This is a genomic window from Halioxenophilus aromaticivorans (genome assembly GCF_042850945.1).
In the GTDB taxonomy this organism is placed as follows: Bacteria; Pseudomonadota; Gammaproteobacteria; order Pseudomonadales; family Cellvibrionaceae; genus Halioxenophilus; species Halioxenophilus aromaticivorans.
Window position 1 is genome coordinate 1,437,870 of record NZ_AP031496.1, and the last position, 15,954, is coordinate 1,453,823.

Annotated in this window: 11 protein-coding genes; 9 read left to right on the top strand and 2 right to left on the bottom strand. The window is 52.4% G+C overall.

Annotated elements, in window-relative coordinates; all coding sequences use genetic code 11:
• Positions 1–4 precede the first annotated feature (4 nt).
• The 9 genes from ACGHM3_RS06280 (at position 5) to panB (ending at position 13,052) form a co-directional block, all read left to right on the top strand.
• Positions 5–199 carry a hypothetical protein gene (locus ACGHM3_RS06280; protein WP_345427313.1) on the top strand — a complete coding sequence of 65 codons (195 nt, stop codon included), beginning with the start codon at positions 5–7 and terminating at the stop codon, positions 197–199.
• Positions 186–3,140: an ATP-binding protein gene (locus ACGHM3_RS06285; protein WP_345427315.1), complete on the top strand. Its 2,955-nt coding sequence runs from the start codon at positions 186–188 to the stop codon at positions 3,138–3,140. The genes ACGHM3_RS06280 and ACGHM3_RS06285 overlap by 14 nt, the downstream gene beginning before the upstream one ends.
• Positions 3,141–3,224: 84 nt before the next feature.
• Positions 3,225–4,652 carry a sigma-54 dependent transcriptional regulator gene (locus ACGHM3_RS06290; protein ID WP_345427317.1) on the top strand — a complete coding sequence of 476 codons (1,428 nt, stop codon included), beginning with the start codon at positions 3,225–3,227 and terminating at the stop codon, positions 4,650–4,652.
• Positions 4,653–6,142: 1,490 nt separating this feature from the next.
• Positions 6,143–6,982: a formate dehydrogenase accessory sulfurtransferase FdhD gene (gene fdhD, locus ACGHM3_RS06295; protein ID WP_345427319.1), complete on the top strand. Its 840-nt coding sequence runs from the start codon at positions 6,143–6,145 to the stop codon at positions 6,980–6,982.
• 287 nt (positions 6,983–7,269) lie between these two features.
• Positions 7,270–9,429: a TonB-dependent siderophore receptor gene (locus ACGHM3_RS06300; RefSeq protein ID WP_345427321.1), complete on the top strand. Its 2,160-nt coding sequence runs from the start codon at positions 7,270–7,272 to the stop codon at positions 9,427–9,429.
• Positions 9,430–9,613: 184 nt separating this feature from the next.
• Entirely contained in the window at positions 9,614–10,975 is a 1,362-nt protein-coding gene (pcnB, locus tag ACGHM3_RS06305) for a polynucleotide adenylyltransferase PcnB (protein ID WP_345427323.1), read from the top strand.
• Between the two features lie 7 nt (positions 10,976–10,982).
• On the top strand, positions 10,983–11,486 hold the full coding sequence (folK, locus tag ACGHM3_RS06310; protein WP_345427325.1) for a 2-amino-4-hydroxy-6-hydroxymethyldihydropteridine diphosphokinase: 504 nt from the start codon (positions 10,983–10,985) through the stop codon (positions 11,484–11,486).
• A gap of 10 nt (positions 11,487–11,496) precedes the next feature.
• Positions 11,497–12,177: a deoxynucleoside kinase gene (locus tag ACGHM3_RS06315; protein ID WP_345427327.1), complete on the top strand. Its 681-nt coding sequence runs from the start codon at positions 11,497–11,499 to the stop codon at positions 12,175–12,177.
• A gap of 47 nt (positions 12,178–12,224) precedes the next feature.
• Positions 12,225–13,052, top strand: coding sequence for a 3-methyl-2-oxobutanoate hydroxymethyltransferase (gene panB, locus ACGHM3_RS06320; protein WP_345427329.1), 828 nt, complete (start codon positions 12,225–12,227; stop codon positions 13,050–13,052).
• Positions 13,053–13,154: 102 nt separating this feature from the next.
• Here panB and ACGHM3_RS06325 read toward each other — a convergent pair whose 3' ends face one another.
• Together ACGHM3_RS06325 and ACGHM3_RS06330 are read right to left on the bottom strand one after the other, a co-directional pair.
• Positions 13,155–13,445, bottom strand: coding sequence for a hypothetical protein (locus ACGHM3_RS06325; RefSeq protein ID WP_345427331.1), 291 nt, complete (start codon positions 13,443–13,445; stop codon positions 13,155–13,157).
• 740 nt (positions 13,446–14,185) lie between these two features.
• The gene (locus tag ACGHM3_RS06330; RefSeq protein ID WP_345427333.1) at positions 14,186–15,877 is read right to left on the bottom strand and encodes a PAAR domain-containing protein; all 1,692 of its coding nucleotides are present in this window, start codon (positions 15,875–15,877) and stop codon (positions 14,186–14,188) included.
• Positions 15,878–15,954 lie beyond the last annotated feature (77 nt).

Sequence of the window (15,954 nt, forward strand, 5' to 3'; positions counted from 1 at the left end):
ATGTGTGCAGTCAAATAGTGCCTCTGGCCAGCGTTGGATGATGCTGGTGTTAGTGATGGCGGCGACATTTTCGCCATCCGTTCTAGATTGGATGTTAGACCCAAAAGGCGCCTGGTTTCGCCCGTTTCTGGTGTGGCTGGTCGTCATTGCGATTGCTTTGGGTGTGCAGCTAAAAGGCCGAAAGCATGATGACCTTTGAGCTGTCCACCATTGTTTTAGTGGTGGTGGCCTATGTGTTGGTTACTTTTGGCATTGCCACCTTAACCAACCGCGGTTGGTTACCCGATTCCTTCATCAACCACCCTGTTACCTACATTCTTTCCCTGGGGGTGTTTGCCAGCACCTGGGCCTATTACGGCGTGGTGGATTTAGCCTATCAATACGGTTATGGCGCGCTCACCTATTACATCGGTATTGTGGCGTTATTTTTGTTTGCGCCGGTGGCACTGACACCCATTGCTCAGCTGGTGCAACGGTTTAAAATTCCCTCGGTGGCCGATTTGCTGGTATTCCGCTATCACAGTCAATTGGTGGGTAGCGTGGTCACTCTGTGCATGATGGCGGCTGTGATGCCGTTGGTGGCCATGCAAATTCAGGCGGTGGCAGAGTCGCTGTCTATCTTGACCAACTACACCCCAGAGAAATCTTCACATTTCGATTTCGAGAAGATGTTCGCCCTGGGCTACTGCCTGCTGTTGTTGGTGTTTGGCTTGCTGTTCGGAGCCAGCCGAGAAAAACAGCGTGGCCTAGTGATGGCCTTGGCGTTTGAATCGCTCATTAAGATCCTTGCCATTACTGCGGTGGGCTTGTTTGCTGTGTTCCAGGTGTTTGGTAGCCTAGATGGTATTGATCAGTGGCTGGCGCAAAACCCGGATCAGCAAAAGCTGTTGTATACCGCTCTATCGGATAACAGCACCCACACGCTGTTGTTGGTGTTTATTGCCACCGCCGTGGCCATGCCGCACTTGTTTCAATCATCGGTGGTGGATGTGCCCGTGGCTCGATCCATGCGTTTTGCCTCTTGGGCGTTTCCCTTATTTCTATTCTGTATGGCCGCGCCTATTTTGCCCATTCTGTGGGCGGGTTTCGCGCTGGATGTGCCACTACCGGTGCAGTATTACACCTTGGGCGTGCCGTTTGTATCCGAGCAGCCCGGTCTTACGATGTTGGCGTTTATCGGCGGCTTGTCCGCCGCCACCGGCGCCATCATCTCTATCACCATGGCCGGTACCGTTATGGTGCTCAACCACTGGTTACTACCAATGTCTCGTCTGGGTCAAAAGCGAGACCTGCGCCGCCGAATAGTGTGGCTGCGCCGCACTACCATGGGTGGCATATTGGCGGCGGCCTATCTGTTCTATCTGATCACCGGCGGCGACCACCGCCTAATGGAGCTGGCGCTGACCACTTTTGTGGCCATGTTGCAGTTTTTGCCGGCCATCATAGCCGTGACTTACTGGTCCCGGGCCAATCGTTTCGGCTTGCTGGCCGGTATGTGCGCGGGCGCTACGGTGTGGTTTTGGTGTTTGCTCTTACCTGTGATGTTTGAGGTGAGCCAAGTCAGTCTGCCGTTTTGGGGCACGGTGGCACTGGGCATTGATGCTTGGAATAGCATCGCGTTGGTGTCGCTGGCCTTGAACATTGGTTTGTTCGTGCTGGTTTCCATGAATACAGAGCAAAATGCCGAGGAGCAATTCAGTGCCTCGTTGTGCACCGAGGCTGAAATCGCTCAGCCAGTAAGGGTGATTTTGGATGTTCACAGTTGCGATGAAATCAAAGAGCGTCTAAGCCGGAGCTTGGGCGCAACCCTGGCCGAGATTCAGGTAAACAAGGCGGCGGAGGAGCTGGGCTACAGCTTTTCCGAGCGACGCCCGTACAGCCTGCGGCGAATCCGAAACCGGCTGGAAACCAATCTGTCTTCCATGATGGGGCGCTCCGTGGCCAGTGAGATCATTGATCGCCATTTGCCCTATCGTCTGCCTAGCCAGGCCGGTAATACCGACATTAACCTGATGGAATCGCGTTTGCACCGCTACCGCGATCGGCTCACCGGTATGGCGGCCGAGCTGGATAGCCTGCGCCTATACCACCGCAACACCATTTACGAGCTACCCATGGCGGTGTGTTCCCTAGGCAGCGACTTAGAGGTCATCACCTGGAATCGCTCCATGGAAGAGTTGACGTCAATCCAGTCTGGTGACGTGGCCGGCGCGCACTTGTCGGATTTGTCTTCGCCCTGGCGTGAGCTGATCATCGATTTCACCGACAGCGAAGAGCGCCACCTGCACGGCCAGTTGGTAAAGGTTGACGGCAAAGAGCGTTTTTTCAGCCTGCATAAATCGCCGCTGCATACCCCCAAAGCCATCGGCGAAGAAGACGGCCAAGTGATATTGATCGAGGAAATCACCGAGCTAAAACTGTTGGAGCAAGAGCTAACGCACAGTGAGCGACTGGCTTCCATCGGTCGATTGTCGGCCGGGGTGGCCCACGAAATCGGTAACCCGGTGACGGGCATTGCTTGCTTGGCACAGAACCTAAAGTACGATTCCGACGCCCCAGAGGTGTTAGAGACCGCCGAGCAAATCCTCTCGCAAACCCATCGCATCAGCAGCATCGTGCACTCGCTAGTGACTTTTTCGCACTCCGGCAGCCACAACCCTAGGCAGTGTTCTGCAGTGGAGGTGCAAAGTTTTGTAAGTGAGGCCATTGCGCTGTTGTCTCTGCAGAAAGACGATGTTCAAGTGACCTACCAAAGCTTTGTGCCCGCGCATTTGCGGGTGATGGGCGATACCCAAAAGTTGATTCAGGTATTCATCAATTTATTATCGAATGCGCGGGACGCTAGTGAAGATGGCGATACCGTTGTGATTGAAGCCGAGGCTGAAGCTGGCGAGGTGGCCATATCGGTGAGTGACCAAGGCAGCGGTATCGATCCAGACCACATTGATCAAATCATCGAGCCTTTTTTCACCACCAAAGAGCCAGGCAAAGGAACGGGCTTGGGTCTGGCGATGGTGTACAGTATCATCGATGAACACGACGGCAGTATCCGAGTGGAGAGCCCGCTCGACAAACAGAGCCAAACCGGCACCCGGTTTATCATTACCTTGCCTGAGGGAGTTGAGCCTTCCCCGGAGTAGTAGCAGGGCAACTAAGCCATCCGGCGAGCCTTTTATTAGGTTAAACTTAGGCTGTTTTATCAAACAAATTGTTCGGCGAGGACTATGAGCAAAATACTCATTGTTGAAGACGAAGTGATCATTCGCACCGCATTGCGAAAATTACTAGAGCGCAGCAAGTACCAAGTAAACGAAGCTACCTCTGTCAAAGAAGCCACCAGCAAGTACCAGCTGGCCGATTACAACCTCATTATTAGCGATCTGCGTCTACCCGGGGCCCCTGGTACCGATCTGATCAAGCTGTCTGGCGATGTTCCTGTTCTGATTATGACCAGCTATGCTAGCCTGCGCTCGGCGGTAGATTCCATGCGCATGGGCGCCATGGACTACATTGCCAAGCCCTTTGATCACGATGAAATGGTGGCCGCCGTCAAACGCATTATTGGCAAAGCCAATGCCGCCAAAATGCCCCAGCCTGCCGCCGGAAAACGCAGAACGACCGGCGCTTCCATTGATGGCATGATTGGCACCAGTGCCGTAATGCGTGAGCTGTACAACAAACTGCGCAAGGTTGCGCCCACCCAGGCCACCGTGCTGATCCACGGCGAAACCGGTACTGGTAAAGAGCTGGCCGCAAGGGCCATCCATAACCTCAGCCCAAGAGCAGACCAACCCATTATCTCGGTTAACTGTGCCGCCATTCCCGAAACCCTCATCGAATCCGAGTTGTTTGGCCATGAGAAGGGCGCTTTTACCGGCGCAGCCAACACCCGAGAAGGCCTAGTGGCCGCCGCCGATAAAGGCACGTTGTTTTTGGATGAAATCGGCGAGCTTCCGTTGGAGGCGCAGGCTCGCTTGTTGCGTGTGATCCAAGAGGGCGAGGTACGTCCCATTGGTGCTATTGAGTCGCGCAAGGTTGACGTTCGCTTAGTGGCGGCGACCCACCGTAATCTGTTGACTCTCTCCCGGGAAGGCAAGTTTCGGGAGGATTTATACTATCGCCTTAACGTCCTGCAGCTAACGCTACCGCCGCTGAGAGAGCGAGGTAAGGATATTCTGGCCATTGCCGAGGCGTTGATTGAAAAGTTTTGTGTGCAAATGGATGTGCCTATCAAGGTGTTGTCGCCGGAGGCCATCCAAGCCATAACAACCTACAACTGGCCCGGTAATGTGCGCGAGTTGGAAAACGCCATGCAGCGTGCGGTGATTTTCTGCGACGAGGGCAATGAGATCCCCCACGACGTATTGGATATTGGCATGGAGCTGGTAAACACGGCAGATATTGAGCGCAGCACCTCGCCATACCCAACAGCGGCCCCTGCGCCGTCTCGGCCTGCAGTCAGCAAACCCTCATCCGACCCCGCGGAAGATTTGTCCTTGGAAGATTACTTTCAGCACTTTGTGTTGGAGCATCAAGAGAGTATGTCGGAAACCGAATTGGCTCGTAAACTCGGCATCAGCCGTAAATGTTTGTGGGAGCGCCGGCAAAAGCTAGGCATTGAACGCAAAAAAACCCTCTCCAGCGCCAAATAGCCGTCTGCTTGGGTGTGCCCGCCCAAGCCCTCTTTTAAGCTCCCCTCTAGATAATTGAACCTCAACATAGATGCCCTTTGGTCACTTTTCCTAAGGGGGCACTTTCGGCGTGGTTTTATAACCAGCTCTTCTGAGCGCCCAAACCGTGCCAGGTCGCTTCAGTGCGTCGTTTTGGCTGCCATGGCGTTACTCAAGGTTACCGGGGTGTTACTTCCAGTAGACTTGCATTATGCGTTCTGTGCCTAAGCGGGCTATTTTTATAGCTGAAAACGAGCTGATTATTGTGCCAGCGTCGTTTGAGTCAACACAGAATGCTCATTCCGCATAACTGCATAAATTTGAATGCCGGCGGGGATCTAATAAAACCGTCGAAATCGTGTGAATGTCACCTGAATCTGGGTGTTACCTAAATGTGTTGTGGGTAACACTTCCCGTGAGAATAGGTAACGAATTGAAAATAGCGAATTTTCATAAGAAGACCTATTCTGGGGTTATGTTGTTGATATTAAATGATTTTTTATTTTTGGCGCACCAGCTGCATTATCACTGGCATAATAAAAACAACAAATAATAAAAATAATTACTTAGTAAACGACAAATTATAATAAGAACAACAAATAATAAGAAAAACGATTATAATAACAACAAGAAATAATAATAACAGACAATATAACAACAACAAGAAATAATAATAACGAGAAAGAAAACAACAACAATTAATAAAAACTAGCGACAAACTGACTTGATTCTCGGAGAGAGTTTGCGAATAACGCAATCAGTTGCACGGATGCTTAGACATTGTTGGTAATCCAATACAAAGGGGAAGAGGTTCTCTTCCCCTTATTGCTTTCCCCAAACACATTCCCTTTGCATAACTTCCCTTTGAACAACCCAGCTATTTACAGCTTCTGTTACAGTTTCTGGTACTACAGCCATATCATCTGAAACAAGCATCCACAGCTGGTCTCGATTATTTGATCAAAGCTTCCAAACGCGCGTGACCAAAGACCTTGCCATAAAACTCCGCGATAGCCTGGTAGTGCACCTATCCAAGATTTTTACTCACACTGTGCGCCGCGCGCTTTCACCTAAAGGCCTGCGTGATGCGAGCGCTTGGCGTGGCTTCACCTGTACAATGTCACAACTCCCTGGTTGGTTCTTCAAGCCTCAGTCATAACGGTAGAAGATCCTGGCCACAACGGCGGCCTTGGATAGTCGTTTGTGTTGGTGCCTTGCGCGGCAATATCAACGGCTTGTCTGCCTCTGGCCCCCTGGGTTGCACTCACCAAGCGCCGTGAGATCTTTCCCATAGGCGAAGCGAGGGTTACACTCGCGCTCTTCACGGCTGCCATCTCTGCACAGCACAAAGCCACCACTGTTAGGGTGAAAGAAATATCGCTGCCCAGTCAGAGGCCGGCCAATGTCAAAACCCGTAATCAAAAACAGCTGGCGCATCTGGCGCGCGGGCGAGAACACTCTGAGGCGTAACTGTGACTAATAAAGACAACAGCAAGCCCATGGCTTTACCAAAGAAGGTACAAAATGCCGCACAGAAAGCGGCGGTGGAATGCTGGCAGGAGGGTACAACCCACCAGCAACAAGACTGGGTAGCCGAAGAGGTACCCGTGGCCTTGAGCTACAACGGTATCTCACATGCTGTGATGATGGCCACGCCCATGGACCTAGAGGACTTTGCGCTAGGTTTTAGCCTTAGCGAGGGCATAGTCGATAGCGCTGACGAAGCCTACGATTGCCAGCAAGTCACCCACGCGGACGGCCTAGAGCTGCAAATACGGATCGCCACCCGGCAGCAAAATCGCTTGCAACAACGCCGCCGTAACCTGCAAGGACGCACCGGTTGTGGTCTATGCGGTGTGGAATCCTTACAGCAAATGCAGCGCGATATCGCCCCGATAAAAAACGCTGTGCCAGTTAGCGAGAGCGCAGTGCAAGCGGCATTACAGCAATTGCCTAACTGGCAGCCACTGCGCGCGGCCACCGGTGCCTGCCACGGCGCCGCCTGGTGCAGCGCCGATGGCGAAATTATCGTCTCTCGTGAAGACGTCGGTCGCCATAACGCGCTGGATAAACTCATTGGCGCGGCCGTAAAAAGTGGCCTTCGCTTTGATGCTGGCTTTGTAATGGTATCCAGCCGAGCCAGTTTTGAAATGGTGCAAAAAGCTGCCGCCGTGGGTATCGGATCGGTGGTGGCGGTGTCTGCGCCCACCTCCTTGGCGTTAACCTGTGCCCAACGCTATGGCGTGAACTTAATTGGTTTTGCCCGTCCAGGCCGGCACTGCCGCTACCATTCCACCGACGCTTCTCCATGACAGACAACGAGCTGAAGATCTTCATCATCACGGCCTAATTGCCGGCATCATCGTGGCTACCCAAAACAGCCGATGGTTGACCGTTAGCGCAGTCTAATTTCCAAATGATAAAAATAATAATTATTATTTGCATTGAGATTGTCTGGCGCTTGCTTTAACATTCCAGGCCTCGTCACAGTGCAGCCTGCGCTGTGAGCGCATCCTAACTCTGCGGCATAGCTGCCATTCTAGTCAGCGTACGCGCACAGGTTATTGCCCTAGTTTTACTTCCCGTTTTAGAGGTCATCATGCAGTTTCGCCCGTTTCCTATCCATTCCCTTTGGCACGCCATCGCCTGCGCTAATTCCCAACGGGCGGCCTGTGCTGTCGTTGTCGGTTGCATGGGCTCGACGCTGGCATTAGCGCAGAATGCCGGCCTAGAAGAAGTGGTTGTTGAAGGCAAATACTTGGTTAACGAGCAATTGGATACCGCGACAGGCCTTGGCCTAAGCCGGCAGGAGACACCGCAATCGGTGACCATTCTTACCGCCCAGCGAATCATTGACCAAAACCTGGCCACCGTGGTGGATACCGTACTGAACACCGTTGGCGTCAACTCCACCGAGGTGGACAACGTTCGCAATACGCTGCAAGCGCGCGGCTTCGATATCGCCAACTACCAAATCGATGGCGTGCCCTTGGCGTGGAGTTTGGCGGGCGATTCTGGTGAGACCATTGCCGATGTTTCGATATACGAGCGCGTGGAATTTGTGCGCGGTTCCACCGGCTTGCTCACCGGCCAAGGTGATCCTTCGGCGTCCATAAACTTGGTGCGCAAACACGCCACCAGCCAAGAGTTCAAAGGCTATGCTGCCGGCGCCGTGGGCAGCTGGGACACCCGCGAAGTTTCTTTCGATGTTGCCAACAAACTGAGCCCGTCCGGCGCCATACGCGGCCGCTTGGTGGGCAAGTACAAAGAGCGAGAATCCTATTCGGATTATTTTTCTGCTGAAACCAACGTGTTGTACGGCACAGTCGAGGCAGACCTCAGCAGCAGTACTTTGCTGCGAGCCGGTTTTAGCTACCAAAGCGACTCACCGGATGCCGCGGTGTGGGGTGGTTTACCCGGAATCTTCAGCGACGGCTCAGCCACCGATTGGGATGTAGAAACCACCACGGCACCGCATTGGAGTGCGTGGGATACCACCAGCGAAAACGCTTTCGTTAACCTGCAGCACACCTTCGTCAACGACTGGGAGCTGACGCTTAGCTACAACAAACTCAGTTACGAAAACGACACCCGCTTGCTGTATTTGTACGGCGATTTAGACGCTGCAACCGGTGCCGGCTTAATCAGCTGGCCCTACCGCAGCGAAGGCGAAAGTGACCAAGACAGCTTTAACTTCCAGCTGCAGGGCGAGTACTCGCTGTTTGGTGCCGAGCACGAGTTTGTAGTGGGTGGTTTGTACTCCGAGCAATCTGCCGTGGCCAAAACCTACACCGCGTTGACGAACAGCTTTTTAGCGGTGGATAACTTCTACCAGTGGAACGGCGATTTTCTGCAGCCGCAGTGGTCAGATAGCCCCACCACCACCGCCCAGGATATGGACACAGAGCAGGAAGGCCTGTTTGCGGCCACCCGCATCAATGTGTCTGATGCGTTAAAAGTTATCCTAGGTGGCCGCATCAGTAGTTGGCAACGCAGCGGGCAGAGTTACGCTACGGTTACCGACTTCGGTGAAGACGACGTACTGGTGCCGTACTTTGGTGTGCTGTACGACATCAACGATGAGCATCGTGTTTACGCCAGCTATACCAGCATCTTTAACCCACAAAATGCCCAGGATCTCAACGGCAATTATTTGGATTCCATTGAAGGCAACACCTTTGAAGTAGGCCTGAAAAGTCAATTCCTGAACGACCGACTGCAGGCCTCCTTAGCCGTATTTCGCATCGAGCAGGACAACCTCGGCCAAGATCACGCCATCGACGGTGTGGTGCAATATGTGCCAGGGTCACCGGGTAGCATTGCTCAGATAGAGTCAGAGGGTGTAACCAGTGAAGGCTTTGAGATTGAGTTGGTGGGCCAGCTATTGGACGGATGGAACGCTACCGTAGGGTACTCCTATTTTACTGCCGAGGATGCCGCCGGCGTGGATGTAAACACCGACCACCCGCGTAAGCAATTTAACCTGTTTACCACCTACCAGTTGGTTGATGCCTTGCCCCAGCTAACCCTAGGTGGTGGCATTAACTGGCAGGATGAAACCTACCAAGGCGGCGCCAGCCAAGACGCCTACACGCTGATTGACCTGATGGCCCGTTACGACATTACGGAAAACCTCAACCTGCAGCTAAACCTGAAAAACCTAACCGACGAAAAATACTACAACTACATCGCCGGTAATAGCCAAGTGCGCTTTGGTGCGCCACGTAACGGCACATTGTCTGTGCGATACCTCTTTTAAAGCGGCCTATGGCAGCCGCCGTCCGGTGGCTGCGCTGATTGTGCTAGTCTTTCTGCAGCCAACCCGATGCTATCAACCGACGAAAAATTCCCCGGTAGCCAATCCTCTGGTAGACTCACGCCCTTATTTACTCAGGCCTTAGGGCGGAGCCCCATTTGTATCCAACCAGCAGAATTAACACAGCATGTTGAAACGCTTTATTAGCCTTTTCACCGGTGATTCCACCAGTAGCGGTAAAGTGGTTATTCCGCACAGTAAACACTCCATTGCCAATAATGATGTCAGCCGTAATGCTATTAAGGTGATTGAACGCCTGCAGCAAGCGGATTTTGAGGCCTACTTGGTGGGCGGTGGCGTGCGCGACCTGTTGTTAGATGGGCACCCAAAAGACTTTGACGTGGCCACCAACGCCACGCCTGAACAGGTGCGCAAGTTGTTTCGCAACTCGCGCATCATCGGCCGCAGATTTCGCATAGTGCATGTACGCTACGGCCGAGAAGTGATTGAAGTGACCACCTTCCGCAGCCATCACCAAGAGGGCAGTGGCAAAAGCCAGGAGTCACATCAGTCGGATGAGGGCATGTTGCTGCGCGATAACGTCTACGGCGATTTGCAAAGCGATGCCGAACGCCGCGACTTCACCATCAACGCCCTGTATTACGACCCGGTCAGCCGCGACATTCTAGACTACACCCGTGGTGTTAACGACATCGACGCCCGTATGTTGCGCATCATTGGTGACCCGGCCACCCGCTTTAAAGAAGACCCAGTGCGCATGCTGCGTGCTGTACGATTTGCGGCCAAGCTCGGCTTTGAAATAGAACCCAAAACAGCTGCCCCCATTGCTGACCTAGCCTCAATGCTGCAAAACATCCCCGCCGCGCGCCTGTGGGATGAGAGCATGAAGCTGTTTATGAGCGGCTATTCCACCGCCATATTCCACCAAATGGTGGAGCGCGATCTATTTAAGTATCTGTTCCCGGGCAGCGCCTCGCACATTGCCAACCCACAGACCATGGCGTTTTTTGAAAACGCCATGCTCAACACCGACAAACGCATCCGCGCCGATAAGCGCGTAACGCCTGCGTTTATTTTTGCCGTGTTGCTGTGGCCTGCGGTGGTGACGCGCCAGGATGAGCTCATGGCCGAGGGCAGCAGTACGGCGTTACAAGCCGCCCACCAAGCCCAGCAGCAGGTATTGCAGGCTCAGCTGAATGTCATCTCCATTCCCAAGCGCTTTACCAGCGTAATGCGAGAAATTTGGGATCTACAAGCCGCGTTGCCACGCCGCAATGGCCGCCGAGCCTACCGTACCTTAGAGCAACAGCGTTTTAGGGCAGCCTATGACTTTCTGTTGTTGCGCGAGCAGTCCGGCGAAGACCACCAAGGCTTAGGCGCCTGGTGGACTGAATTCCAATTTGCCGATGAAGAAAAGCGCGAGCAACTGATTGCGGCATTGCCGCGCAGCGGCAACAACAGCAACCGTCGCCGCCGCAAGCCGCGCCGCAGTCCCGGGCAACAAAACCCTGGCCAACAAGAAGGGTAGTTCACCCGTGGCACAATCGGTAACGGCGTATATTGCCCTGGGCTCAAACCTGGATAACCCACTCACCCATGTAACCCAGGCTTGTGCGGAAATTAACGCACTGCCAAATACCCAGGTGGTGGACTCTTCCCCGTGGTACATCAGCCAAGCGGTTGGTCCCGGCCAGCAGCCGGATTTTATCAATGGCGCGCTGCAGTTAACGACTCAATTGCCTGCGCAAACCTTACTCGAGTCGCTGCAGACTATAGAAAACCAGCACGGCCGCCAGCGCGAAGTGCGCTGGGGCGCGCGAACCTTAGATTTGGATATCTTGCTGTACGGGGATGACCGTATCCAAACCGATACCCTCACCGTGCCGCATCCCTATTTGCACAAAAGAAACTTTGTGGTTTACCCTTTGGCCAACGTGGCGCCGAATTTGGTATTACCCAACGGCACAGCGCTGGCCGAAGTGCAAGCGCAATTGGGCGATCAAGGCCTGCAGTGTATTGGGCGTGTGTATTCACAATAAGGGATAGGCTTTGGATTACGGTTTTAATTTAACCTGGGACTTTCGTGGCCTGGAGCTGCCAAAATACATCGCGGTAGAGGGCCCCATTGGCGTGGGTAAAACCACCCTGGCCAAGCATCTGGCGGCCACATTCAACTACCAAGCCCTGCTAGAGCAAGCCGACCAAAACCCCTTTTTAGAAAACTTCTACACCCAGCCGGGCCAGTCGGCTCTGCCCACACAATTGTTTTTTTTGTTCCAGCGGGTACAGCAACTGCAAAATCTGCATCGCGATGAATTGTTCGAATCCACCTTTGTGGCCGATTTTCTGCTCGCCAAAGACCGCCTGTTTGCAGAGCTCACCCTGGATAGAGACGAGTACCAGCTCTACGATCAGGTAGCGCAAAAGGTAAACACCAACACCGCCGTGCCAGATTTGGTGCTCTACCTACAAGCGCCCACAGACAGTCTAATAGAAAGGGTGAATAAACGTGGGGTAGAATTTGAGCGCGGTATCAACCCAGATTACTTAGATCGACTGAACGATGCCTACACACGTTTCTTTTTGCATTATGATGAAGCGCCGCTGTTAATCGTCAATGCCAAGGACCTAGACCTCGCCAACAACGAGCGAGACTTCAAAGCACTGGTAGAGTACCTTCTAACCATTAAAAAAGGTCGCCACTTTTATAACCCATCACCGCTGTTATAGCCCCGGGGCTCAGCCCTGGTAAAGCACAGCGTCAGGAGAGAGTAGCCATGCCCTACGGAACAACCACACCAGAATCTGCCCTAGCCAAACCGGTTACCGTCAACACCTTGCGCAAATTCAAGCGCGAAAAACACAAATTTTGCTGTGTCGCCCTGTACGACGCGCCCATGTCGGCCATGGCGCAAAAAACCGGTATAGAAGTGCTGCTGGTGGGCGACAGCCTAGGCATGACCGTATTAGGCTATGACAGCACCATCCCCGTTACCATGGAACAAATGATTTACCACGTAGAAGCGGTAAAGCGTGGCAATTCAAAATCGTTAATTATGGGCGACATGCCTTTTATGACCTACGCCACGCCAGAGCAAGCCATGACCAACGCCACTCGCATCATGCGTGCCGGCGCTCACATGGTAAAACTCGAGGGCGGAGCCTGGGTGGCAGATACGGTTAAGATGCTGGCCGACCGCGGCATCCCAGTGTGCGCTCACCTGGGTTTAACGCCCCAATCGGTGAACAAACTGGGCGGTTTCCGGGTGCAAGGCCGCAAAGCCGAGCAGGCCGAAGTCATTCTCAACGACGCCATCGCCCTAGATAAAGCCGGCGCCGACCTATTGGTGCTAGAGTGCGTGCCCCAAGCCCTGGCCAAAGAAATCACCGACGCCGTATCCATGCCCACCATCGGCATCGGCGCCGGCGGCGAAACCGATGCCCAGGTATTGGTGATTAACGATATTCTGGGCCTAACCGAACAGCCACCCAAGTTCTCGAAAAACTTCCTGGTAGAAACGGCTTCAATCCCAGGCGCGCTAATGAAATACGCCGAGGATACCCGCTCTGGCGCGTTTCCTAGTGAAGAGCATATATTTGTTTAATGGCGCACTTTCACTGCCTGCTGGCGGTTTGGCTAGCAGGTGGTATTGAGCGCGGTAATTTTTGGTTTTTAATCAGTTTGGTATTTTAGCGATCCTATTAAGCTAAAGCGTTCCAGCTTGGTGGCGTTTAGCAATGCCTTTAAACAAATCCAACATCCCACCGTTAAATAAAAACTCATCGCTCATATTGAAGGTTTGGCATAAATCCATATCTGGATGATCGCAGCGGCTGAGGTTGTCTAGCGAATATCCCGGCATATCTTTACCGGTGGAATGAACCAACCTTGAAATCCCCAAACGTTCACCACCAACTTGCTCATTGAGTGAAAACTCTTCCGGCGGCAAGGCTCCGGGCTCTCCTGGTTTTTTAAAGAAACGGGGCAGGTTTTCCACAAACCAGCCCGCGGCTTCTATGGGGTATTCGTACTGGAAGATATGTCAGATAGGTTCTCCGTTGAAGCGATTCATTCTGTCTTTGTGTCTGTAAATTACTAGTATTGCGCCGTCGAAATAAAACAGCCAATCGACGGGCTCTTCTAGGAATGTTGAATCTGTGCATTGCGCCATTAGCCTCCATGAGTGTGGAAGCTTCTCTGGTTGATATATCTGCCACTCCGGTACTCGCGGGACCGGTACGAAATTGGCTTCGTTAAAGATGGGCTTGTTCATACAGCTATATAAGATGGAGATTTGAGTTGAGAAAATCTATTTGGTCTTAAACCACCAGACCTCTACGCTGTTGGGGGCTGTAGTAATTAACTCTATATCCTCCCGACCATCATCAAAGTCTGCACCATCTGAAAAACGTGGGAAAGAGACGTTATTGATGAATCGATCGTACTTCGTTTCACCACAACATGGACAAGGAGGCAAACTTAACAGAAACCTATTTAATTTATTCTGATAGTACCTCCGATACTCATCGCCACTGGGCGGAATAGAGCTAGGTCGAACCTCAGCTAATATTGGGTTTTCTCTCGGGCTTACCCAAACTATTGTATTGCAGCAGGAGCACTGTCCTCCTACCGCTTCACTATCATGCCAAGTAAAAAAGCACAGTCCATGCTGTTCCATGCCTTTGACTTTGGCTGGCTGTATGCCAACCTCATCTGCATACCGTAAACATAAATTACTCATGGTTTAATCTGCTTATCTAAAATTAGCTTAATGGTATCAGGGACATAACGGCCGTCAAACAAAGTAATTGCTTGGTTATTTCCAGTTTTTCTACTACTCGGATACAGGATTCCATTATAACCAGCGTCGTACGCTTGGTTTGAAACTTGATTTGTATAGCCATAAATCGCTTTTTGCTGGACAGGGTTATCAACTCTCGCAGTTAGTCTAGCTGGGTCAATATTCATCTGTTTCAGTACATTCGGATCAGTCAAATCCAAAATGTTATCGACCCGAACATCTCCAACAAAAAGAGATTTTCCATCCAAGTTTTTACGCACTTCCATATATGAAGTGACAATATTCTCACCGAAGTAAACATCACCCGCCGTGGAACGATAAGATGGATCGGAGAATCGATATTGCGCGCTTGGGTTTGTACTTAATGCTGGGTAGCTTGAATCATAAATTTTATGCCCGTCCATACGAACATAGGAACCTTGATCAGAAACAACTCTTGGATTGTTCAGATTAGACAGGTTCTTAGATGCTGCTCCTACTTTGCCAGCTGCACCAGTTGCCGCGGTGCCCAGCAACATCTTGTAGGCAGCCTCACCTTTTTGCTCCGCCGGAAGGTTGGCAAAACTTTTTGCGGCTTGTTTCAGTGCTTCGTAGGTTTCGGCTGGGTTGGTAACAGTATCGCTCATGCCGTTTAGGGCAGACTTAAACTTGTCCCAGTCAGTAAGAGTGTCATACAGGTTGATGATTGCGTCTGCCGCTTCAAACCCGGCTTCTGCATTTAGACGCATTAGTCTAGCTCCAAACGCAGCAGGGAAGTTATCGGCATTTAACTCTGCTTCTGTCCAGTAATCTATAGCGTTTTGTTTGTTATTAGCCACAGGCTCAACTCGCACATTGGTGTTATTGCTGTGGCTGTTGGGCGAATACACCACAGAGTCTACTTGGGCTGAGCTGGTATTGGCTGGCGGTTGAGTGGTGATGGCTTTGGGTTTAAAGCTTGCGCGCCGATTTTTGAATACAATGTCTGGTAGGGAAACTTTGGTGGGGGGCACCAGTTTGGGTTCGTTGCCAATAAAAACGTTCTCTGAACCGGTTTCAATGGTGCCGCCACAATCGACGGCATCGGTAACGCGGGCGGCGGGCATGCCGTTTATTAGTACGCTGGGCGAGCCTTCGGTAATGGCGCGGGTGCCGGGGTGGTGTGGGGCTAGCATATCGCCCTGGCGAGCGGCCGGTAAGCCATTGATAAACACATTAGCACTGCCGGTGATAATGGCGGTGGGTGGACCTTGATGACCGCCGGCGGCTGCAGCGGCTAGGGCTTCTGCCTCTGCCAGTTCTTCTTCGGTGAGCTCTTCCTCAACCTCGGCGGTTTCTTCGGCGCTGCCTTCTTCGGCCCTGTCTTTTTCGGTGGTGGCTTCTGCGATAGCTTCTGAATCTGGCGTTATCTCACTGCCATCGGCAGCGCTACCGTCGCTCGATGCGCCGTCTTCTGTAGCTTCGGATTCTTCCAGTGTTTCTTCTGTAGCGTCGTCGGCGAGTTCGCCGTCTTCCAATTCACCTTCTTCTAGCTCGCCGTCGAGTAAGGCTTCTTCTTCCAAGCCCTCGGTAACGCCGGCGGATGGGCCGGAGTGGCCGGTATCCATATCGGTGAGTCTGGCTGCTGCTTCCCTGCTATTTGAGCCCATAATTGCTTGCCTAAATTATTTGCATCCACCCGGCATAAGCCTTGGCGTATTTATAGTCACTCCCTGTTATGAATAGC

Excerpts from the sequence above, each read along its gene's own strand:
- pcnB (WP_345427323.1), top strand. The coding sequence starts at position 9,614 with ATGTTGAAACGCTTTATTAGCCTTTTCACCGGTGATTCCACCAGTAGC.
- ACGHM3_RS06290 (WP_345427317.1), top strand. The coding sequence starts at position 3,225 with ATGAGCAAAATACTCATTGTTGAAGACGAAGTGATCATTCGCACCGCA.
- ACGHM3_RS06285 (WP_345427315.1), top strand. The coding sequence starts at position 186 with ATGATGACCTTTGAGCTGTCCACCATTGTTTTAGTGGTGGTGGCCTAT.
- ACGHM3_RS06300 (WP_345427321.1), top strand. The coding sequence starts at position 7,270 with ATGCAGTTTCGCCCGTTTCCTATCCATTCCCTTTGGCACGCCATCGCC.
- panB (WP_345427329.1), top strand. The coding sequence starts at position 12,225 with ATGCCCTACGGAACAACCACACCAGAATCTGCCCTAGCCAAACCGGTT.
- ACGHM3_RS06330 (WP_345427333.1), bottom strand. The coding sequence starts at position 15,877 with ATGGGCTCAAATAGCAGGGAAGCAGCAGCCAGACTCACCGATATGGAT.